The following is a 19,536-nucleotide window of genomic DNA, read 5'->3' as shown; positions in this document are numbered from 1 at the left end:
TTATGAAGCACATCTTATTCCTTTTAATAATCATAGTGTTTACAAGTTGTGCTGAAAAACGACATACCGAATCTGAGCAAATAAAAGTATTCTACAAAGGTTATAAGAATTCGGGTTACGAACTGATAAAAAATGTATTAGCGGACAGTCTTACTACAGTCTTTGGAGACTATACCACAACGTATTCACATCAGAGTTATTACGAACAATTTAAATGGGACTCCATCTTTAAACCCGATTATGAATTAGTTGATTTAAACCATGAGGACGGACAACTCGTTGCGACTGTTTCTATGCGTTCTTTAAAACTTGAATTTTTAAAGAATAACCCAATAACCTGTCGCTATCAGTTTCAATTTACAACAGGAAAAATATCAAGGATTAAAGAGCTAGATTGTAATGATGTTGATTGGACCGTATGGCAAAAGGAAGTGAACACTCTTGCCAATTGGATTAAGATTAACCACCCTGAGATGGATGGGTTTATTCACGATTTAAGTATGAAAGGTGCTATAGATTATGTAAAAGCTATTGAATTATATAAAAACCGCGAGGTCGATTAATACTACAATTAGCTATCCCTGTTGTCATTCAAAACATCAACTTTATTTTCCTTTAGCATTAATATAATTAAGAACGGCCTCTTTAGTCGTATACCAATTACGACCTTCTTTATGAGCATCTATTTTACCTTGGCGCGCCAATAAACTCACATACTCTTGGCTATATGGCACCTCTGGTTCTTCAACAATATTAGAAATTGCCTGATAATCGTTATCTGAACCCGGAATAGCACTCATATAGATATTTATTGAGCGCTCACAAGCCTGAGCCATTAATAGCATCAGTTTGCTATAATTTCCTTTATTAGCTTGATTTAAGGCTGCGTAATATTTAGCTCTGTCATTAGTAAGAATGATGGCTGGGGGAAAACCGTAGCGCATCAGTAATAAATTCATGGCAAGCCGAATGGTGCGACCATTACCATCAAAAAATGGATGAATCCATACAAATTTGTGATGAAAAACCGTGGCTAACTCAATAGGATTAAGCCCTTGTGGGTTTGTATTAATATAGTTTATTAATGTATCTAAGTATTCTGAAACTTTACGAGCGTTTGGAGGTATAAAATTAGCACCAGAAATACGAACAGCAGCGTTTCGTAAACGCCCTGCATAATCATCTTCTATAGAACGCAATACCAAACCATGAAGTTCTAAAATATCGTTAGCATTTAGAACATAATCATTCTTTACTAAAGAATACAACTTATATATAGCCGTTTCGTGATTTTTAGCTTCAAAATGCTCTCGTAGTGATTTTCCTTTTATGGTAATACCTTCTTGTAATACCATTTGAGTTTCTCTTAAACTAAGCGTATTACCTTCTATACTATTACTATTATAAGTCCACTCTATAAGGAGTGATTCTTTAATATTTTGCAATACAATATTGGGCAATGGTCGGGCTGCATTTAAAACCTTAACCTTGTCTAACAACCTACTAAATGTAGCCTCTAAATCGTTGCTATATGCTGTATTAACGTCCCACATATCACAAAGATACAATTTTTGTCGGTTAGTTACAAAAATACACCTATCCGATATTACTCTAACCAATTTTTAAAATCCTTAACACGTTCTCTAGCGACTATAATATCTTGCTCGTTAAAACGGTTGAGTTTTATTTGAAGTCGTGAGTTGGTATAACTCACCATATCTTTTATCGCATTAATATTCACGTAGAACTTTCTACTAATTCTGAAGAACACATCGGGTTCTAAATCCGTTTCTAAATCATCTAAAGTCGCATCTAAAAGATAATTACGACCTTCGGTGGTAAATGCATAAGTGCCTTTATTTTCACTGTAAATACATTCGATATCTTCAATATTTATAAGTTTTAGGTGCTGACCAACTTTTACCGAGAAGCGTTTTTTGTACTCACGCTCAATCGGATTCACTAATAAATTTTTAATATCATTAAAATCTAAGGTTACGGATTGTTTTTGAGGTAATCTGCCTTTGTATTTTTCAACAGCCGTTTTTAAATCCTCATCATCAATGGGTTTTAATAAATAATCAATACTATTTAGCTTGAAGGCTTTTAAGGCATATTCATCATAAGCTGTTGTAAAAATTACGGCGGACTTTATATCGATAGCTTCAAAGATTTCAAAAGACAAACCATCACTCAACTGAATATCTAAAAATATCAAATCTGGATGCTCATTATTTTGAAACCATTCTATAGACTCTTCAACCGAATGTAACATGGTTTCTGCATTTAGATCTACAACTTTTAGCATACGTTGTAATCGCCTTGCTGATGGTTTTTCGTCTTCTATTATGATTACATTCATGACTTATAATTTATATGTTTTGATTCTTAAATTTACAAAACGGGTTATTCCCAAAAGGTTGTTTTCTTATCTTTTTCCTCTAAGAATTCTTCTGCTTTTTTGTCTTCCCAACTTTTCTTAAAGATCTGTTTGCTTTTAAAAACATTCAAGCCGTGCACAACAATAAAAACGGTCCAAGCGACAATTAAACTGAGGTTTAAGCTGATGATATTATTTTTGTATGGTCCTGCAACAATATATAGGTTATACAAGAGAAGCGCTACAAAAACGATGTAACCGGCCAAATGAATATAGAAAAGTTTAATTTTTCTAAGGTGATCTTTAGCCTTTCGTAATTGCTCTTTTTTGTCGCTATTCATGTTATTTATAGTTGTACTCTTCAATTTCACTTTTCACTCTTAACTCTTAACTCTTAACTCTTAACTCATAACTAAAACCTATTCCCAATTCTGCTCTTCTTTATTCATAAACTCTTCAATTTTTCGTTTTTCCCAGTTGTTTCCAAAAAAGAAATTTGGACCAAAAACACCAAGAAAATGAAAGACTAAACCAATACCCCAAAATAATGCAGTGGCATACGTTCCGAATTGTGTAAAACCATTATTAGAATTCACTCCAATCAGTATAATTAAAAAGAGATTGACTATCACATAACTCGCCAAGTGCCAATAAAAACCCACAAGTGCATCTACTTTTTTCTTGGCTCTTAAATACGCTTCTTCTTTTCTAAAGTCAGATGTATCTTCTGTTTCACTATAAGGTTCTATACTATATTTCTCCATCATTTGCTGCTTTTATCTTGTTGTAACTCATCATTCATATACTCTTCTATTTTACGCGCTTCCCAGTCTTCTCCCAAAATTAAAGGAAGTCCAAATACCGAAAAGGCATGTAAAGCAAGTCCGACTCCCCAAACTAACCATGATGCAACCGTAGAGAAATCAAAAAAGGCTTCACTATAGGTTTCTCCATTATGAATATTGTTCATTACCTTAACCGCTGTAACCACTGTATTTATTACAAAATATACCGTAACGTGTGTATAAAATGCTTTTAGTTTTTCAACTCTTGTTTTCGCTCTTAAATATTTTAATTCAGAATCTTGTTTTTCCATTGCTATCTAGATTAATTCCAACGTGTATTATCATCTTGCTTACGCATGTATTCTTCAATTTTTCGTTTTTCCCAACCTGAGCCAAGCGCTCCATCATCTACAAATACTCTGTATGCCTGAAACACTAAACTCAATCCCCAACCAAAAGCAGGAAACCAAAACCATTGGATGGTCATGGAAGAATACGTATACCATATAAATACTAAAAACGGTATGACGAATATGTAGGATATTAAACTGTAATAAAAGGCCTTTAATTCTTCTACACGCTTGCGTGCTCTAACATAATCGTCGTTAAGACGCTCTTGTGATCTTTGTGCTGTTCTCATGATTGATACTTGTTTTGTGAGCATAGGAATTGCGACTGCAAAATCCTTTTCTCGTTGATTGATGTGTACTTTTTTATTTGATAAAAGCTGATAGCGTTGTTTTATATTTTCTAATCCAACTCCACTACTCTTCTTTACAATTTGTTTTGGTTGAAGATTATTCATCACCACTAAATAATTATCATCTTCATATATTTTGATATGCAAAGGTTTACTCGATGTCACCATATTATGCTTTACCGCATTTTCTAACAACAATTGCAATGACAATGGCACCACTTTACTTTCTGGATTTGACGCTTTATCTGGAATCTCAAAAATGATACTATCCTCAAAGCGCATCTTTAAAAGCGACATGTAGGTTCTCGCAAAATTCAATTCTTCATCTACAGTCACTAATTCCTTACTTTTCTGTTCTAAAACATAACGATACACTTTAGATAATGAGGTGGTAAATTTTTGTGCATTTACAGGATTCTCTTCAATTAAACTCGTTAAAACATTTAAGCTGTTAAACAAAAAATGAGGATCTAACTGATTCTTTAAAGCATCGAACTTTGCACTTGCTGTACCAGCAATTACCTTCTGTTCCTTTATCTTGTTTTTTTGATAGCGATTATAGAAATAAACAAAATGAAAAACAGATACAATACTTAGTGTTATCCAGATGCCAAACGAATAGGCTTTCCAGGATTCCTTTTGTATAAACACATCAAAGTCAGTCCCATAATAAAATACTGATGTTCCTGCTCGTAAAAGAAAGAGACCTACTAAAGTGATAAATGTACTCCCTATAATACCTATAAGTATGCGTTTAATATAATCTCCTTTGCTCCATGTTCGTCTTTCCATATAATCGAAAAACGCCATATTTGAATACCCTAAAACAAAGGCGTAGAGTTGGTAAAATCCAAATTGAATAATAAAGTCATTAAATGAGTCATAGTTAAAACCATCAGATAATAGATTACCTATTACAAATACTACGCATCCAATGGCGAATGTTAGACTAATTTTTTTTAATGACTTCATCATAATTTATTAGGATTTACAATCTTTAGAAACCGCTTCTGCACGTTCTTTTCCCCAGTTAGGATGCAATTCGCTCTCTGCTTTAAAGGTATCAAAAAGTTCTATAGATGCCTCAATGTCTTTACAATAAGGAGCTGTGTCTTTTCCGAAATATTTTGCACTTCCCATGGCCCACTCTGCCTTACCTAAAGCCGCTCTTGGGTTTGTAGGATCAATAGCTGTTGCTTTTTCATAAAGCTCTGCTATTTTACCACCATATTTCATACCGTAGGTCATACCATCAAACGCCACCCAATTTGTAAAAACTTGAGCCTGCATAACCAGTAATTCTGTGTTATTTTCACTCTTCAACATAGCAGCATCTATATGTTGCTGCGCCTTGTCTAATTGTGCTTTTAAAACTGTCGCATCTTTTTCTGTCCAACTTTTTAGACTATTAATCTGTGCGATATAATAATTTGACAACCACTCTTTTGGTTCCGCCTTAGCAATACGCTCAAACATATTTTCGGCTTCATCTGTTTTATTAGCTTGCCAAAGTTCGAAGGCTTTTGTCATGCCTTTTTCAAAATTAGTTTGTGCTTGTGTAAATCCTGAAATTATTAGCAAAGCAGTGAGTATTATAGTTTTCATATTACAGTTTTATAGTTAGTGTTTTATCGTCTTTTAATTCAAATTTAGCGTCCGCCCATTTTGGTGGCCCCATAAATCCTTTGGCATCATTAGAACACCCATAATCTTCCGTAGGGATACCAAAAAAGTTAGTATCTAATTTACCATTATCATTTTCATCGTGAAAAATTGAAACCGCATAAGTTCCTTGTGGAATGTCATCAAAAGTTACCGTACACTTTTTATTTTCTATTTTGCTCATGGTACCTTTATAAGACGTCTCTAAAAAATCAATTTCAGAATTATAAAGCGCTATAAACATTTTCCCTTTATTATTATCAGCCTCTACAACAGTGACTGTAATAGCATATTTTTCTTGGGCGTCTAACTGAAAACTGATAACGCTAATCAAAGCAATAACAGTCATTTTTATGAGTATATTCATGGTATATGGTTTTGTTTGATACAAATATCGAATACAAGTGCTCATTTTAAAAATTGAAATAACTGAAATGTAATTTTTTAATGACGAATTGTAATTTTCAAAAATTCTGTCAAAAATCAGTAACTTACAGAGGCTTATACCTACTAACATTTTATAACCATCACTAAAAACCAACTAAAAAATGAAAAATCGCATCCTAGTTCTTGTGTTCACTCTCGTTTCAACTTTTGTGTTTTCGCAAACTGACAAACGTCTAAAAGGTATAGAAAAACAATTTAACGCTGTTTTAGAAAGTACAAAAGCTGCAGGTTTTGCCGTAGCCATAGTAGAAGGAGATAAAATTATTTATGCCAAAGGTTTTGGGTATGCTGATTTTGAAAATAAGATTCCTGCAGATGCCAACACGCTATTTGCCATTGGTTCTACGACCAAGGCATTTACATCGGCTCTTTTAGGATTACATCGCGAAGACGACAAACTAACATTTAACGATCGTCCGAGAAAACACATTCCGGAATTAGAATTTTACAATGATGAGATGGATAACACCATTACCATTAAAGATTTAATGCGTCATAGCACAGGTTTACCAAGACATGATGGTTCTTGGTATTATTTCCCAAGTCATAGTAAAGACAGTTTAGTCACTAAACTAAAATACCATGAACCTTTTACCGGAGTGCGTGAACACTGGTACTATAACAATTTTGGTTTTTTATTACAAGGTGTCATTACCGAAAGAATTACTGGGAAAACTTGGGAAGAAAATATTGAGACAGAATTCTTTAAACCATTGGGGATGGCTCGTTCTAAAACGACCATTGCAGGCATGAAATCTAGTTCTAACGCCGCTTTTGGTTACGAGTTAGATGCCGATAGAAATATCACCAAAATGGATTATTACGATATTGCCGGTATGTCACCTGCAGGAAGTATTAACAGTAGTGTTAATGACATGACGAAATGGTTAATGACCTGGATTAATAAAGGAAAATACAAAGACCAACAAATTATTCCTGAAAATTACGTAAAAGAAGCCATGAGTTCTCAAATGGTTGTTGCTGCAGGCTTTCCTTCTAAAGAATTACCAGATGCACAATTCGCTAATTATGGCTATGGCTGGTTTTTGCATTCGTATAAAGGTCATTATATGGTAGAACATGGTGGTAATATTGATGGTTTTTCAGCGAGTGTTGCCTTATATCCTTCAGATAGTTTGGGAATTGTGGTTTTAACGAATCAAAATGGCTCATCAGTGCCAAGACTTATTAGAAATATCACGGCAGATTATATGCTGAATGTTGACAAAACAGAATGGGCGAAAAAATACAAGGAAGATTTAGACAAGTCCTTAGACGCTATGAAAGAAGCTAAAGACGATAAGGAAACTTCTAATGTAAAAAACACGAGACCATCACATACCAAATTAGATTACACAGGTACTTATGAAGAGAAAGGCTACGGTAAGTTTGAAATTGAAATTGAAAACGATTCCTTATTTTCTAAACTGAATGAAAAAAAAATATTCTTAAATCATTTTCATTACGACACGTTTGAACTTCTTGAGATTAAAAATGGAAAAGTAGACACCACAGACATTGGTAACTCAATTAAAATAAACTTTAGCACCAACATTGCAGGAGATATCGATTATGGACGCATCGCTATTGAAGGCTTATTAGATCCTATTGCTTTTAAACGTACACCAAACACCATCGATGTAGATGCTAAAACCTTAGAGCAGTATGTTGGCAAATACGATTTAATGGGCACAGAAATTAAAGCCTACATTAAAGACGAAAATGTACTTTATGTTTTTGTACCCGGACAACCAGAATATGCCTTAATACCAACAGCAGAGCATAAATTTAATTTTAAAACACTCGAAGGCTTTAAGATTGAGTTTCTTGCAAGTGATGATAAAAGTATTAATGAAGTAAAATTTATACAGCCCAATGGGACGTTTGTGGCCAAACGAAAACTAGAAGATTAATGCATACGTGACTTTACGTATATAAAAGTTGAAATTATTCAGTAATTTTATTAACTGATAAGTAGTACTAGAAGTTATACTTATCCCGACATTAATATGGGGTATTGGTGATGGAAGTTACTATATAACGAGTTGTAAACAATTTAGACCAACCTAAAACAAAATAGAAATATGGGAATGATTGGAAATGTTATCAGAGTATCTCAAGAGGAATTGAATGGCTTTTTGAATAACTCTGAAACTCTTGAAAATAAAATTTATGCAGACGAAAGTTATGAGGCTGAATGGTTTCTTGATTTGGATAAATCTTGGGACGGAATTAATTATATTCTGACTGGAGAAATAATTGGAGGACTTGAAAACGAACCGAATGAATTACAAAGAGCACTTTTTAGTTTTCAGATTATTGACGAAGGACAAGACCTTGGTTATGGACCAGCTCAATACCTAAATCCGAATCAAGTAAAAGAAACATATTCTGAATTGGAAAAAATAACAGATGACGTTTTAAAAAGTAAAATTAATGGTTCTGAAATGAACGAAATTGGAATTTATCCTGAAATTTGGACTGAATCAGAATCTCACGAATTTCTAATTGACAGTTTTAAGGAATTTAAAGAATTTTATAAAAAAGCATCTGAAAATAATGAAGCTATAATTACATATTTGAATTAAAAACTGTTTACAACACCGTATATAATTTATTGCTGGCTTCTCGCAACAAACCATATACGTACGTGTAAGGGATCACTAATCTAAAACACGTTATAGTTCTCCTCTTTTTCTATATAAAGATATTTAATACAAACTAAAGAAACACGTTGTGATGCATTGCTCACTCGAAATAAAATCGGAAATATAATTTGAAAAGAAAAAACATAATATATCTTATTATAGGAATTGGAATTATATATTTAATTACAATAAATATTATACCTGAAAAATTTTCTGATAATTATGGATTAAAAATGAATTCTAAAAGAACTGAATTAGGGTTATTGAATCTAAATGAAAATTGGAAACTAGACAGTATATGTTCTCTAAAGAATGATTACAATAAAGCCACTAAATCGAATTCAATATTTGAAAATGATATTTATCTTCAAATTTGGTCGAATAAGAATTCAGACACTGCCAATGCATTTCATAAAATCAAGGAAATATATTACCAAAAAAGTTTTTGGATTTGGAAAAATAAGATAGTAATGGAAAGTGATTATTTTCAGAACCCAATATCAAAATTAGAATACGAAGAACTATATACTCAATATGATTTTGAAACTAAAAAATGGTTCTCTAAATTAGATACTCTAGAAACTGAATATAAAATTAAAAAGGAAAAACTAGAGTCTGATAGTCTTTATAAATTGGGTTATTGGAAATGCGGAACAGGAATGTATGATTTAGAAATTGACACAATGGGTTTATCCAAACTGAAATTGGAAAAAATTCTAAAAAATTGGAAAATAAAATAATAACGCATCACAACACCGTATAAAAATAATTGCGGTTTAATGCTTAATCAAAGGTCGTTGCGTGTTTGTTACGTCTGATTTTTCTTGCGGAAAATCCTCGCCCACAAACACGCAACTTTCCTTATACATAAACGTTACAAACAATTTAAACTAAAATTTTACGAAATGAAAAAACTGAACTTACTACTTGGATTTTTAATTGGAATCATGTTGTTCTCTTGTTCATCCGACGATGACTCAAACGAATCAAATCAGGATGAACTTATAGGTATCTGGAATTTAGTATCCGTTGAAAATCAAGGAAATGATGTAACTGCAGTTGACTGCCAAATTGAACAAAACATTATTTTTACTGCAAACAATACTGGAACAGAAAAAGCACCAGAAGAAATCACTCAAACGCCCTGTGATTTTTTTACTGTTTCTTTTAATTGGACAAGAAATGGAAACGAAATAGCAGTTGTGGTTGCCCAAGAGGGAACATTCTTAAATGAAATACTATTATTGACTGAAAACACCTTGGAAATCGTAGTAACAGAAATTGACGGAGTAGCTGTGCCTCAAAATCAACAAGAAATCTTTAAATATGAAAAGTAAGGTACTATTTTTTTTAACTTACTTGCTTTTAGCTTCATCAAGCTACTCGCAAACAGAATTTGGCACAATATTGGGACTAAACATGTCACGTTTTACCGACGAATTCAGACCTGTCAATGGCTCTTATATCAATTCTTCATCAATAGGATTTAGCTTTGGAGCTTTCGCAGAATTTGATATTAATGAAAAAACTAAATTTTATCCGCAAATTATTTATAACCAAATTGGCGACAGAGAAAAAGATTTCGCTAATGGAGAAGGACGTGGATTAGATATTAGCACTATTGATTACAAGTTAGATTATATATCGATTCCATTAAATTTCAAATTTTTTAATAAACCATACTTAACTATCGGACCACAATTTGGAATTCTATTATCTCAAAATAATGGAAGTCTAGATTTAGGAGATTTAAAATCAAATTTTGATATTGGAGGCAATATGGGGGTTGGTTATCCTATTGAAGATTTTAGGATAGAAATAACTTTTTACCAAGGATTTAGTACATTACTCGAAGTCGAGAAAGAGTTTAGTGATGATATTATTGATGTAAGAAATACGTACTTAAATTTAAGTATTGGGTATAATCTGAAATAAAAACTGTTTGTGATACCGTGTATAATTAATTGCTTGTCCTCGCCTACTTTCGAAAATCCCTACGGAATTTTTATGGTTCGTAAAAGTTTGCTAAGCTAGGTGCTTAACCACGCAACTAACCATACACAACAATGTTGTGTGCAACTTGGGGAATTTGTTAACTATACCAATTTTTGGTATATTTGATTCAATTTAGTACTCAAATGAATAAAAACACATCAATATCACTTGGAAATCATTTCGACCAATTTGTGCAAAGTAGCATAAGTGAAGGAAGATTTAAAAACGTTAGCGACGTTATTCGTGCAGGATTAAGACTTTTAGAAGAAGAAGAAAGTAAAGTCATTGCATTGAAAAAAGCAATTCAAGAAGGAATTGACAGTGGAATAGCTCACGACTTTGACCCCAAAAAACATCTTGAATCTCTAAAAGCGAAAAAGCATTCGAATGGCTCAATTTAAGTTGACCAATAAAGCTGTTGAGGATTTATCAAAGATTTGGGATTATACATTTGAGATTTGGTCGGAAAAACAAGCTGACAAATATTACGCTGATCAGATTTCTAATTGTCAAGAAATTGCAGAAAACCCAGACATAGGAAAATTCTACGATGGAATATCAAAGCAGCTTCTCGGAATGAGTGCAAATCGACATATAATATTCTACAGAAATTTGAACGAAAATTATGTTGAAATAACGAGAATATTGCACGAAAGAATAGATTTGAAGAAAAGAATAGCTGAATAAAAACTGCACATAAATAATAAGTTTCTCATTTTCTGATTTATACTTAAATTTAATGAATTGTAAACTTAAGCCGTGTATAATTAATTGCTTGGTTCACTGCCGACTTACGAACATTCCTGCGGACTACTCTATCTGTGATTTATTTGCTAACTTACTCGCTTAACCGCACAATTAGTCACACAGACGACCTCAGCCTTTTAAGAAACAATGAGAACCATAGTAACAATACTCGTAACATTTATAGTCTCAACTATCGGATTTAGTCAAAATACGATCCTTTCAAGTAACCCATTAACTGAACATGAAATTAATTCAATTTTCACAGATTCATTAAAGACCAAACTTGAAATCAATTATTCTGTTTATAGGGCGTATGAGTATAATGATAAAGGTGGAAAGCACTTTATTGTTATGACCGAAAACAAAGTAAAATGTGATGAAAGAAAAGACTGTTTTGACGCTATAAAGGTATTTTGCCTTCTATATAAAAACGGACAATACGATCTCGAATGGAATGTGACTGACTTTATTCTTCCAAAAGGGAATGAAGTCTCAGAGGAATATTCAATTTCTATTTGGACAAAATATTTTGAGTTAAATGACCATGACAACGATGGATTCATTGACCCGATAATAGTGTATGGAACCTTTGCTATGAATGGAACAAGTGATGGGCGAATTAAAATTTTGGTGTATCATAATGGAAAAAAGAGCGCGATTAGACACCAAAACGGAACTCTGGATTTCGAGAGAAACACTCAAGTAGATGAGTCGTATTATCAACTACCGAAAGTAATTCAAGACAACGTTCAACTTATAATGAAAAATATAACAGAAGACGAAAATGGAATTTTCCCTTATAATTGGAAGAATGACATGGAAAACCAAAAATTAAATTTTGACGAAAATTAAATAATGGCTGCCAACAATGGCTATAAATAATAGCTTGTTATTACCTACTTTGAAAATTAAAATATTTTTTCATTAAGAATTAACCAAATTACTATGAATAATGCGACTCTTAAAAACAAAAAAAGACCATCCCTAAAGACAGCCTTTTTATAATATTATAAGTTAAAATGTGTATTAAAACATATCTCTACCAGCAAAATGAAAAGCACTTTCAATAGCTGCATTTTCATCACTATCACTTCCGTGAGCTGCATTTTCTCCAATAGAAGCTGCATATAATTTACGGATAGTTCCTTCTGCTGCATCAGCAGGATTAGTTGCTCCAATTAAAGTTCTAAAATCTTCAACTGCATTTTCTTTTTCTAAAACAGCTGCTACGATAGGACCACGAGTCATATATTCTACTAACTCTCCAAAAAATGGACGTTCGTTGTGTATTGCATAAAATTCCTCAGCATCTGCTGTAGTCATTTGTGTTAATTTCATCGCTACGATTCTAAATCCTGAAGCCGAAATTTTCTCTAATATTGCGCCAATGTGTCCTTTTTCAACAGCATCAGGCTTTAACATTGTAAATGTTCTGTTAGTTGCCATGTATTTTTTTTTAATGAGGTGCAAAAGTAATGTATTTCTTTAATTAATCAAGAGCAGTTTTTATTAAATTAATGTTACCAAATAAGCATCTTTCAAATTCAATTATAAACAGCAATCACATTGAGAAAATTTCACATTTTTTAGTTTCGCTATCTGTTCCTGTAAAATTGATTTTCCATTAATTTTGCTTCGCCATACATTTTAGAACTCAAACAATCTTATAATTCATATTAAAAGCCATCTTCAAAATAGCTAAAAAACGTATCTTCGCCATCTATGATTAAAGCACAAATTCCACAAATAAAAGCACTCTTAAGTGTCCCTAAGAACATTGTAATTGTTCCACATAGAAACCCAGACGGAGACGCTATGGGTTCAACTTTAGCGTTGTATCATTATCTAAAATTGCACAATCATAATGCCATCGTTATGGCACCAAATGATTATCCCGATTTTTTAAAATGGCTACCAGGAGATGATACCGTTTTAAAATTTGAAACGCAACAAGAAGAAAGCACAACACTTATTAATAATGCTGATCTTATTTTTACTTTAGATTTTAATGCTTTTCATCGCGCAGGACACGCAATGGCTGAAGTTTTAGAGCCATCTACTGCTATTAAAGTAATGATAGATCACCATCAGCAACCAGACGATTACGCTAAATATATGTACTCGGATATAAGTATGTCTTCGACTTGCGAAATGGTTTATAATTTCATAGAAATGCTTGGCGATGCTGATAAAATTGATGCTACGATAGCAACGTGCCTTTATGTTGGGATTATGACAGATACGGGTTCTTTCCGTTTCCCTGCAACCACAAGCCGAACGCATCAAGTTATTGGAAATTTAATTGAAAAAGGAGCCGATAACTCTCAAATTCATAATAATATATACGATACTAATAGTTATAGTCGTTTACAACTATTAGGTAGAGCCATGCAAAACCTTAAAGTTATTCCTGAATTAAGAACAGCTTATATGACCTTATCTCAGGCGGAGTTAGATGAATTCAACTTTAAAAAAGGAGATACCGAAGGATTTGTAAATTATGCATTATCATTAAAAGATATTATTTTTGCTGCCATCTTTATAGAAAGTCAACAAGATCAGATTATAAAGATATCATTACGTAGTAAAGGAGAGTTCTCGGTAAACGAATTTTCGCGAGCGTATTTTAATGGAGGAGGCCATACAAATGCAGCAGGAGGACGTAGCGACGATGATATGCAAACAACACTAAATAAATTTATTAGTATATTACCACAGTATAAACAAGATTTGCACCAATGAAACCCCTAAATTGGTAACGATTAAAATATTATAATATGAAACGAGCATGTTTAATATATTATCACTCAAAAAGATGATTAATAGCGAACAGCATGTGACCGTTAAAAAACAATAAATACAAACACATGAAACGAGCATATTTAAAATCCAATCATTCAAAAAGATGATTAATAGCGAACAGCATGTGACCGTTAAAAAACAATAAATACAAACACATGAAAAACCTACTCATACTCTCTACTGTAGTATTACTGTGTTTCAGTTGTAAACCTCCTGAAGCACGCCTACCAGAATCTGTACAATCTGGCTCATTTTTAAAAGCATCTGCAGAGCGCAATAAAAAGCTTAATGAATTAGAGCAGCAACAAATTCTTGACATTATTAAAAGTAATCCAGATAACAATTATATCGCTTCAGAAAGTGGCTTTTGGTATTATTACAATACTAAAGTTGAAATGGATACCATTCAACCACAATTTGGTGATGTTGTTAATTTTACTTTCGATGTCTCTGATATTGAAGGCACCGAAATTTATGCCAACACTACTAAAACCTATATTATGGACAAAGAAGAATTGTTCACGGGTTTGCGCGAAGGCTTAAAACTTTTAAAACCAAGCGAGACAGCAACGTTTATTTTCCCATCCCAAAAAGCATTTGGATATTATGGAGATGAACATAAAATCGGAACCAATGTTCCTTTAATTTGTGAAGTAACTTTAAACACTATAACTCAAAAAAATGATTAAACAAGCACTTACAGCATTCGTTGCACTATTAGTATTATCAAACACGTCTTGCCAAGAACGCTACCCTGATTTAGAAGAAGGTATTTATGCCGAATTTGTAACCTCTAAAGACACCATGGTTGCTAAACTATTTTATGAAAAAGCACCTGTTACAGTTGCAAACTTTGTAGCATTAGCAGAAGGTAATCACCCGTTAGTTAAAGAAGAATTAAAAGGAAAGCCTTTTTATGATGGATTAACGTTTCACCGTGTAATGAATAATTTTATGGTACAAGGAGGTGACCCAACAGCTACAGGAACTGGTGATCCTGGATATAAATTTGAAGACGAACTTGTAGCAGAATATAAACATGATAAGCCTGGTATATTATCTATGGCTAATAGTGGTCCCAATTCTAATGGAAGTCAATTTTTTATCACAGAAAAAGTCACTCCATGGCTAGATGGTTATGACGAAAACGGTGTTTTAAGAGATTGTGAAAACCCTAGAGTCGCTTGTCATTCTGTATTTGGCGAATTAGTAAAAGGTTTAAATATCCTAGATACGATATCAAATGTAAAAGTGGCACCAAGAACTAACAAACCACTTGAAGATGTTATCATTAAAAAATTAAATATTATTCGCATAGGTTCAGCTGCAAAGAAATTTGATGCGCCTAAAGTATTTACAGAAGAACTTCCAAAAATTAAAGAACGTATAGCACAAGCTAAACTTGATGCAGAAAAGAAAGCCGAAGAAGCTAAAATTGAAGCTAAAGCAAAAGCAGATGCAGCAAAAGTTGCGTTCTTAAAAAAGAACGATGAGTTAAAAGGTCGTAAAATTGAATCTCCAACAGGAATGGCAATGATCTTTACCCATGAAAGCAAAGGTGTAACACCTAAGGCTACAGATCGTGTAAATATAGAATGTGCTGGTTATTTAGAAAATGGAGAGTTGTTCTGGACCACTTGGAAAGATGTCGCTGAAAAAAATGGCAAATACGACGAGCGTACTGATAAAGCTGGTCGTTACAGTTCTTTTGATATGCCTTACAACGAAACTGCTGGGTTAATCGCAGGATTTAGAGAAGCTATGCTTCACATGAAAATTGGGGACAAAGCGAGAGTATTTATACCTTATTATTTAGGCTACGGAGAAAGAGGAAACCCTCCTGTAATTCCACCAAGCGCCAACTTAGTTTTTGACATTGAATTGGCAAGCATTAAGAAATAGGTAACACCTACAATAAGACATAAAAAAAAGCAGCTAGAGAGCTGCTTTTTTTTAATGTATTTAGACCTGTTAGATTTTCAAAACCTAACAGGTCTTTTTTTTATGCAAATTAAGCTTTAGGAATATTTTCTAAAACTTCTAGAACAAATTTCCAATACTTCTGTGCAGAAGAAATCTGAGCACGTTCATCTGGGGAGTGCGCTCCTTTAATATTTGGTCCAAAACTAATCATATCCATATCTGGATAGTTAGTTCCTAAAATACCACATTCTAAACCTGCATGGCAAGCTGCAACATGTGGTTTTTCACCATTATTTAAACGTTCATAAATAGGAACCATTACTTTTAATATGGCAGAATCCATATTTGGTGCCCAACCAGGATAATCACCAGAAAACTCTACTTCACAACCTGTCAACTCAAAAACAGAACGTAATGTATTAGCTAAATCTAGTTTTGTACTTTCTACAGAACTACGTGTTAAACAACCTATTTTAATAGCACCATCTTTCACTATAACTCTAGCGATATTATTAGACGTTTCTACCAAGTCCTTAATATCTGGACTCATACGATATACTCCATTCCAAGCCGCATGCAAAGCTCTTGTTAAGCCTTCTTGCACACCTAAATCCATGATATTCTCTGGAGTCTCCGCTTTAGAAACTACAATTTCTAAATCGGGCTCCATAGTTTTAAACTCAACTTTCAAAGTCTCTGCAAACTCTACCATTTCAGCTTCAAAAGCCGCTTCATGTATGGCATCAATAACAACGATTGCATTGCTTTCTCTTGGAATAGCATTTCTTAAGCTTCCACCATCAATTTCAGAAATACGCAGTCCAAAATTTTCAAAACCATCAAATAAAATACGGTTCATTAATTTATTGGCATTTCCTAAACCTTCATGAATTTGCATTCCAGAGTGACCACCTTGTAATCCTTTTACAGTAATAGTATATCCAATTTTAAATTCAGGAGTTTCTTCTTCTTTATACTCGCGTCTTGCAGTAACATCTACTCCACCAGCACAACCAACTCCGATTTCATCATCTTCTTCAGTATCTAAATTTAAAAGAATAGCACCGTTAAGTAAACCTCCTTTTAAACCTTTGGCACCTGTCATCCCTGTTTCTTCATCAATTGTAAACAAAGCTTCTAACGCAGGATGCGCAATAGTATCACTTTCTAAAATGGCCATAATAGTAGCAACTCCTAAACCATTATCAGCGCCAAGCGTTGTGCCCTTTGCTTTTACCCAATCTCCTTCAATATGCATTTCAATACCTTGTTCATCAAAATTAAAAACGGTATCGTTGTTTTTTTGATGTACCATATCTAAATGCGATTGCATTACAATTGGCTTACGATCTTCCATGCCTTTCGATGCTGGTTTACGGATAATGACATTACCAACTTCGTCTTCTATCGTTTCTAAACCTAAATTTTTTCCGAAATCTTTCATAAATTGAATCACACGTTCTTCTTTTTTTGAAGGTCGTGGCACAGCATTTAAATCTGCGAATTTATTCCATAGTTGTTTTGGCTCTAAGGCTCTTATTTCTGAACTCATAAATCTTGTTTTTAGATTTGCAAAGGTACAAAATACGATTATCACTTTATTGACATTCTTAACTTGTTTCAGAATCAAAAATCAGGTCATACTGAATTCAATTTGTTACGCATACGTTACTCATCTTTAGCTCTACTTTTCTGTAATCTTGTAGGAAATTTACAAATTCATTATGTATCTTTATCAGTCTAAACTAATAGTAAAATCTCTAAAAGAATGAAAGTAATAATGACTAAAAAAAACCGCAAAATTCACATTTCAAAAGCCACAGGGTTATACGCCTTAGTTATAGCTTTTGTGTTTGTTGGTTGTACATCTAACAAAACAAAAAAAAGCGCTTACGACGATTATGTTTCGGATGTTTACCAAACATCTCAAGCGGGGGACAACCTCAAATTATTGTCTAGTGCTGATACTAAAACAACTTCCACTGATATTAAGAAAGTAACTTTAGAAATACTTCCTAATGAAGAGTTTCAAAAATATTATGGTTTCGGTGCTTCATTTACCGAGTCCTCAGCATGGAATTTGGCTACAATCCCTGTGGAATCTCGTAAACAAGTCTTAACTAAACTTTTTAGTCCAACCGAAGGAGCTGGTTTCACGCTTACTCGAACACATATTAACAGTAGCGATTATTCAAACAATCATTATACCTATATTGAAGAAGGTGACGAAAATCTTTCAACTTTTAGTATTCATGAAGACATGAAAGGATTCAGTGGTGATGAAAACGACCAAGTTCGTGGCATTGAACTCGTAGAACCTAGCTATGATATTATTCCTATGATTTTAGAAGCTTCTAAAATTCCTGGTGCAGACTTTAAAATTATCGCTTCTCCATGGAGTCCACCATCTTGGATGAAAACCGGTGAAACGTCTGAAATGACTAATGGTAGTTTACGTCCTGAATATTATGGCCTTTGGGCAAAATACATGTCAAAATATGTGACGGCATACAAAGAACAGGGCATTAACCTTTGGGGTATTACACCACAAAACGAACCATTACATGCCCATGATGCACATTGGGATAGTAACGGATTTACTCCAGAACAAGGTCGTGACTTTTTAAGAGATCACCTTGGTCCGCAACTTGTTAAAGATAGTCATTTAAATCTTGATGATTTAGAATCTGGATTACGTGTCTTGATTTATGACCATAACAAATCTACGATGAACGACTATGTTCAAAAAACGTATGAAGATCCTGAAGCTTCTAAGTATGCTTGGGGAACTGCTTTTCATTGGTACACAAATTCTGAGTTAAAAGATAACAACTGGTATGCTAAAGAATTAGCCGAATTACAAAAAAACTGGCCAAACAAAGGGATGATTCATACGGAATCGAGCATAGATATTGATGCTAAGGATCCTATTGGTCAATATTGGAGAGCAAGTACGGATTACGCAGGTACGTTTGTACCTTTTGAAACGTACGTTAACGACATCATTACAGATTTAAACCACGGCACTCAAGGCTACATTGAATGGTGCAGTATTTTGAGCCACAAAGGACAACCAAATCCTTATAATAATTTTAATAGTGCTCCAGTACTTATCAATCCAACCACTGACGAAGTGATTTACACACCACTTTATTATTTACTAAGCCATTTCAGCAAGTTTATCCGCCCAGACGCACGTCGAATTGCTTTAAAAGGTGATAATGTAAACGGACTAATTTATACAGCGGCTAAAAATCCTGATGGCTCAATCGCAGTTGTTGTTTATAACAATAATGAAGAAGCACATGAGCTATCAATCAAATTAGAAACGAAAACTTATACAGCTCAAATTGCACCTAAAGCTGTTCAAACGATTCATTTAAAAAGTAAATAGGGAAACGTTGTAATTTGGTACTTAACTAAGTATAAAATCAACCCTAATATTTA

23 protein-coding genes are annotated in these 19,536 nt (G+C 33.4%); 13 read left to right on the top strand and 10 right to left on the bottom strand.

Going from position 1 to position 19,536, the window contains the following annotated elements; translation table 11 throughout:
- Positions 1–2 precede the first annotated feature (2 nt).
- Positions 3–563, top strand: a complete 561-nt coding sequence (locus HM984_RS04705) for a hypothetical protein (protein ID WP_179348302.1) — start codon at positions 3–5, stop codon at positions 561–563.
- 42 nt (positions 564–605) lie between these two features.
- Here the strand turns inward: HM984_RS04705 and HM984_RS04700 are convergent, their stop codons facing one another.
- The 8 genes from HM984_RS04700 to HM984_RS04665 form a co-directional block, all read right to left on the bottom strand.
- Positions 606–1,553 carry a Fic family protein gene (locus HM984_RS04700; RefSeq protein WP_179348301.1) on the bottom strand — a complete coding sequence of 316 codons (948 nt, stop codon included), beginning with the start codon at positions 1,551–1,553 and terminating at the stop codon, positions 606–608.
- 53 nt (positions 1,554–1,606) lie between these two features.
- Complete coding sequence (locus tag HM984_RS04695; RefSeq protein ID WP_179348300.1) at positions 1,607–2,362, bottom strand: LytR/AlgR family response regulator transcription factor; 756 nt, start codon at positions 2,360–2,362, stop codon at positions 1,607–1,609.
- 44 nt (positions 2,363–2,406) lie between these two features.
- Positions 2,407–2,721 (bottom strand): 2TM domain-containing protein, encoded by a 315-nt coding sequence (locus HM984_RS04690; RefSeq protein WP_115809140.1) that lies wholly within the window; start codon positions 2,719–2,721, stop codon positions 2,407–2,409.
- A 78-nt stretch (positions 2,722–2,799) separates the two neighbouring features.
- Positions 2,800–3,147, bottom strand: coding sequence for a 2TM domain-containing protein (locus HM984_RS04685; protein ID WP_306455284.1), 348 nt, complete (start codon positions 3,145–3,147; stop codon positions 2,800–2,802).
- The gene (locus HM984_RS04680; protein ID WP_179348299.1) at positions 3,144–3,476 is read right to left on the bottom strand and encodes a 2TM domain-containing protein; all 333 of its coding nucleotides are present in this window, start codon (positions 3,474–3,476) and stop codon (positions 3,144–3,146) included. The genes HM984_RS04685 and HM984_RS04680 overlap by 4 nt, the downstream gene beginning before the upstream one ends.
- 11 nt (positions 3,477–3,487) lie before the next feature.
- Positions 3,488–4,840 carry a histidine kinase gene (locus tag HM984_RS04675; RefSeq protein ID WP_179348298.1) on the bottom strand — a complete coding sequence of 451 codons (1,353 nt, stop codon included), beginning with the start codon at positions 4,838–4,840 and terminating at the stop codon, positions 3,488–3,490.
- Between the two features lie 6 nt (positions 4,841–4,846).
- The gene (locus HM984_RS04670; RefSeq protein ID WP_179348297.1) at positions 4,847–5,470 is read right to left on the bottom strand and encodes a tetratricopeptide repeat protein; all 624 of its coding nucleotides are present in this window, start codon (positions 5,468–5,470) and stop codon (positions 4,847–4,849) included.
- A 1-nt stretch (position 5,471) separates the two neighbouring features.
- The gene (locus tag HM984_RS04665; RefSeq protein ID WP_115809133.1) at positions 5,472–5,894 is read right to left on the bottom strand and encodes a DUF2141 domain-containing protein; all 423 of its coding nucleotides are present in this window, start codon (positions 5,892–5,894) and stop codon (positions 5,472–5,474) included.
- 181 nt (positions 5,895–6,075) lie between these two features.
- Between HM984_RS04665 and HM984_RS04660 the strand changes: the two genes are divergently transcribed.
- The 8 genes from HM984_RS04660 to HM984_RS04625 all read left to right on the top strand — a co-directional run bounded on the left by HM984_RS04660 (position 6,076) and on the right by HM984_RS04625 (position 12,216).
- On the top strand, positions 6,076–7,887 hold the full coding sequence (locus HM984_RS04660; protein ID WP_179348296.1) for a serine hydrolase: 1,812 nt from the start codon (positions 6,076–6,078) through the stop codon (positions 7,885–7,887).
- A gap of 171 nt (positions 7,888–8,058) precedes the next feature.
- Entirely contained in the window at positions 8,059–8,562 is a 504-nt protein-coding gene (locus tag HM984_RS04655; protein WP_179348295.1) for a YfbM family protein, read from the top strand.
- Positions 8,563–8,855: 293 nt separating this feature from the next.
- On the top strand, positions 8,856–9,362 hold the full coding sequence (locus tag HM984_RS04650; RefSeq protein WP_147298337.1) for a hypothetical protein: 507 nt from the start codon (positions 8,856–8,858) through the stop codon (positions 9,360–9,362).
- 165 nt (positions 9,363–9,527) lie between these two features.
- Positions 9,528–9,959, top strand: coding sequence for a lipocalin-like domain-containing protein (locus tag HM984_RS04645; RefSeq protein WP_179348294.1), 432 nt, complete (start codon positions 9,528–9,530; stop codon positions 9,957–9,959).
- Positions 9,949–10,557, top strand: a complete 609-nt coding sequence (locus tag HM984_RS04640) for a porin family protein (protein WP_179348293.1) — start codon at positions 9,949–9,951, stop codon at positions 10,555–10,557. Before HM984_RS04645 ends, HM984_RS04640 begins: the two co-directional genes overlap by 11 nt.
- Positions 10,558–10,760: 203 nt before the next feature.
- Positions 10,761–11,018, top strand: coding sequence for a type II toxin-antitoxin system ParD family antitoxin (locus HM984_RS04635; RefSeq protein WP_179348292.1), 258 nt, complete (start codon positions 10,761–10,763; stop codon positions 11,016–11,018).
- Positions 11,005–11,304: a type II toxin-antitoxin system RelE/ParE family toxin gene (locus HM984_RS04630; RefSeq protein ID WP_179348291.1), complete on the top strand. Its 300-nt coding sequence runs from the start codon at positions 11,005–11,007 to the stop codon at positions 11,302–11,304. The genes HM984_RS04635 and HM984_RS04630 overlap by 14 nt, the downstream gene beginning before the upstream one ends.
- A gap of 207 nt (positions 11,305–11,511) precedes the next feature.
- Complete coding sequence (locus HM984_RS04625; RefSeq protein WP_179348290.1) at positions 11,512–12,216, top strand: M949_RS01915 family surface polysaccharide biosynthesis protein; 705 nt, start codon at positions 11,512–11,514, stop codon at positions 12,214–12,216.
- A 174-nt stretch (positions 12,217–12,390) separates the two neighbouring features.
- Here HM984_RS04625 and HM984_RS04620 read toward each other — a convergent pair whose 3' ends face one another.
- Positions 12,391–12,810 (bottom strand): nucleoside-diphosphate kinase, encoded by a 420-nt coding sequence (locus HM984_RS04620; protein ID WP_115809119.1) that lies wholly within the window; start codon positions 12,808–12,810, stop codon positions 12,391–12,393.
- A 276-nt stretch (positions 12,811–13,086) separates the two neighbouring features.
- Between HM984_RS04620 and HM984_RS04615 the strand changes: the two genes are divergently transcribed.
- The 3 genes from HM984_RS04615 (at position 13,087) to HM984_RS04605 (ending at position 16,068) form a co-directional block, all read left to right on the top strand.
- Positions 13,087–14,106, top strand: a complete 1,020-nt coding sequence (locus tag HM984_RS04615; protein ID WP_179348289.1) for a DHH family phosphoesterase — start codon at positions 13,087–13,089, stop codon at positions 14,104–14,106.
- 215 nt (positions 14,107–14,321) lie between these two features.
- On the top strand, positions 14,322–14,855 hold the full coding sequence (gene gldI / locus HM984_RS04610) for a gliding motility-associated peptidyl-prolyl isomerase GldI (protein ID WP_179348288.1): 534 nt from the start codon (positions 14,322–14,324) through the stop codon (positions 14,853–14,855).
- A complete protein-coding gene (locus tag HM984_RS04605; protein WP_115809113.1) occupies positions 14,848–16,068 on the top strand; it encodes a peptidylprolyl isomerase in 1,221 nt (406 codons plus the stop codon). Before gldI ends, HM984_RS04605 begins: the two co-directional genes overlap by 8 nt.
- A 109-nt stretch (positions 16,069–16,177) precedes the next feature.
- Here HM984_RS04605 and HM984_RS04600 read toward each other — a convergent pair whose 3' ends face one another.
- On the bottom strand, positions 16,178–17,641 hold the full coding sequence (locus HM984_RS04600; protein ID WP_179348287.1) for an aminoacyl-histidine dipeptidase: 1,464 nt from the start codon (positions 17,639–17,641) through the stop codon (positions 16,178–16,180).
- A gap of 216 nt (positions 17,642–17,857) precedes the next feature.
- On the opposite strand from HM984_RS04600, the gene HM984_RS04595 reads away from it, so the two are divergent.
- The gene (locus HM984_RS04595; protein ID WP_179348286.1) at positions 17,858–19,483 is read left to right on the top strand and encodes a glycoside hydrolase family 30 protein; all 1,626 of its coding nucleotides are present in this window, start codon (positions 17,858–17,860) and stop codon (positions 19,481–19,483) included.
- The last annotated feature ends 53 nt before the right edge of the window (positions 19,484–19,536 follow it).

The organism is Winogradskyella pacifica, assembly GCF_013403915.1.
Classification (GTDB): Bacteria; Bacteroidota; Bacteroidia; order Flavobacteriales; family Flavobacteriaceae; genus Winogradskyella; species Winogradskyella pacifica.
This window is presented reverse-complemented; position numbering and strand designations above follow the sequence as displayed.

Bases quoted from the DNA above. Each gene is read 5' to 3' on its own strand.
- HM984_RS04705 (WP_179348302.1), top strand. From the start codon at position 3: ATGAAGCACATCTTATTCCTTTTAATAATCATAGTGTTTACAAGTTGT.
- HM984_RS04700 (WP_179348301.1), bottom strand. From the start codon at position 1,553: ATGTGGGACGTTAATACAGCATATAGCAACGATTTAGAGGCTACATTT.
- HM984_RS04695 (WP_179348300.1), bottom strand. From the start codon at position 2,362: ATGAATGTAATCATAATAGAAGACGAAAAACCATCAGCAAGGCGATTA.
- HM984_RS04690 (WP_115809140.1), bottom strand. From the start codon at position 2,721: ATGAATAGCGACAAAAAAGAGCAATTACGAAAGGCTAAAGATCACCTT.
- HM984_RS04685 (WP_306455284.1), bottom strand. From the start codon at position 3,147: ATGATGGAGAAATATAGTATAGAACCTTATAGTGAAACAGAAGATACA.
- HM984_RS04680 (WP_179348299.1), bottom strand. From the start codon at position 3,476: ATGGAAAAACAAGATTCTGAATTAAAATATTTAAGAGCGAAAACAAGA.
- HM984_RS04675 (WP_179348298.1), bottom strand. From the start codon at position 4,840: ATGATGAAGTCATTAAAAAAAATTAGTCTAACATTCGCCATTGGATGC.
- HM984_RS04670 (WP_179348297.1), bottom strand. From the start codon at position 5,470: ATGAAAACTATAATACTCACTGCTTTGCTAATAATTTCAGGATTTACA.
- HM984_RS04665 (WP_115809133.1), bottom strand. From the start codon at position 5,894: ATGAATATACTCATAAAAATGACTGTTATTGCTTTGATTAGCGTTATC.
- HM984_RS04660 (WP_179348296.1), top strand. From the start codon at position 6,076: ATGAAAAATCGCATCCTAGTTCTTGTGTTCACTCTCGTTTCAACTTTT.
- HM984_RS04655 (WP_179348295.1), top strand. From the start codon at position 8,059: ATGGGAATGATTGGAAATGTTATCAGAGTATCTCAAGAGGAATTGAAT.
- HM984_RS04650 (WP_147298337.1), top strand. From the start codon at position 8,856: ATGAATTCTAAAAGAACTGAATTAGGGTTATTGAATCTAAATGAAAAT.
- HM984_RS04645 (WP_179348294.1), top strand. From the start codon at position 9,528: ATGAAAAAACTGAACTTACTACTTGGATTTTTAATTGGAATCATGTTG.
- HM984_RS04640 (WP_179348293.1), top strand. From the start codon at position 9,949: ATGAAAAGTAAGGTACTATTTTTTTTAACTTACTTGCTTTTAGCTTCA.
- HM984_RS04635 (WP_179348292.1), top strand. From the start codon at position 10,761: ATGAATAAAAACACATCAATATCACTTGGAAATCATTTCGACCAATTT.
- HM984_RS04630 (WP_179348291.1), top strand. From the start codon at position 11,005: ATGGCTCAATTTAAGTTGACCAATAAAGCTGTTGAGGATTTATCAAAG.
- HM984_RS04625 (WP_179348290.1), top strand. From the start codon at position 11,512: ATGAGAACCATAGTAACAATACTCGTAACATTTATAGTCTCAACTATC.
- HM984_RS04620 (WP_115809119.1), bottom strand. From the start codon at position 12,810: ATGGCAACTAACAGAACATTTACAATGTTAAAGCCTGATGCTGTTGAA.
- HM984_RS04615 (WP_179348289.1), top strand. From the start codon at position 13,087: ATGATTAAAGCACAAATTCCACAAATAAAAGCACTCTTAAGTGTCCCT.
- gldI (WP_179348288.1), top strand. From the start codon at position 14,322: ATGAAAAACCTACTCATACTCTCTACTGTAGTATTACTGTGTTTCAGT.
- HM984_RS04605 (WP_115809113.1), top strand. From the start codon at position 14,848: ATGATTAAACAAGCACTTACAGCATTCGTTGCACTATTAGTATTATCA.
- HM984_RS04600 (WP_179348287.1), bottom strand. From the start codon at position 17,641: ATGAGTTCAGAAATAAGAGCCTTAGAGCCAAAACAACTATGGAATAAA.
- HM984_RS04595 (WP_179348286.1), top strand. From the start codon at position 17,858: ATGAAAGTAATAATGACTAAAAAAAACCGCAAAATTCACATTTCAAAA.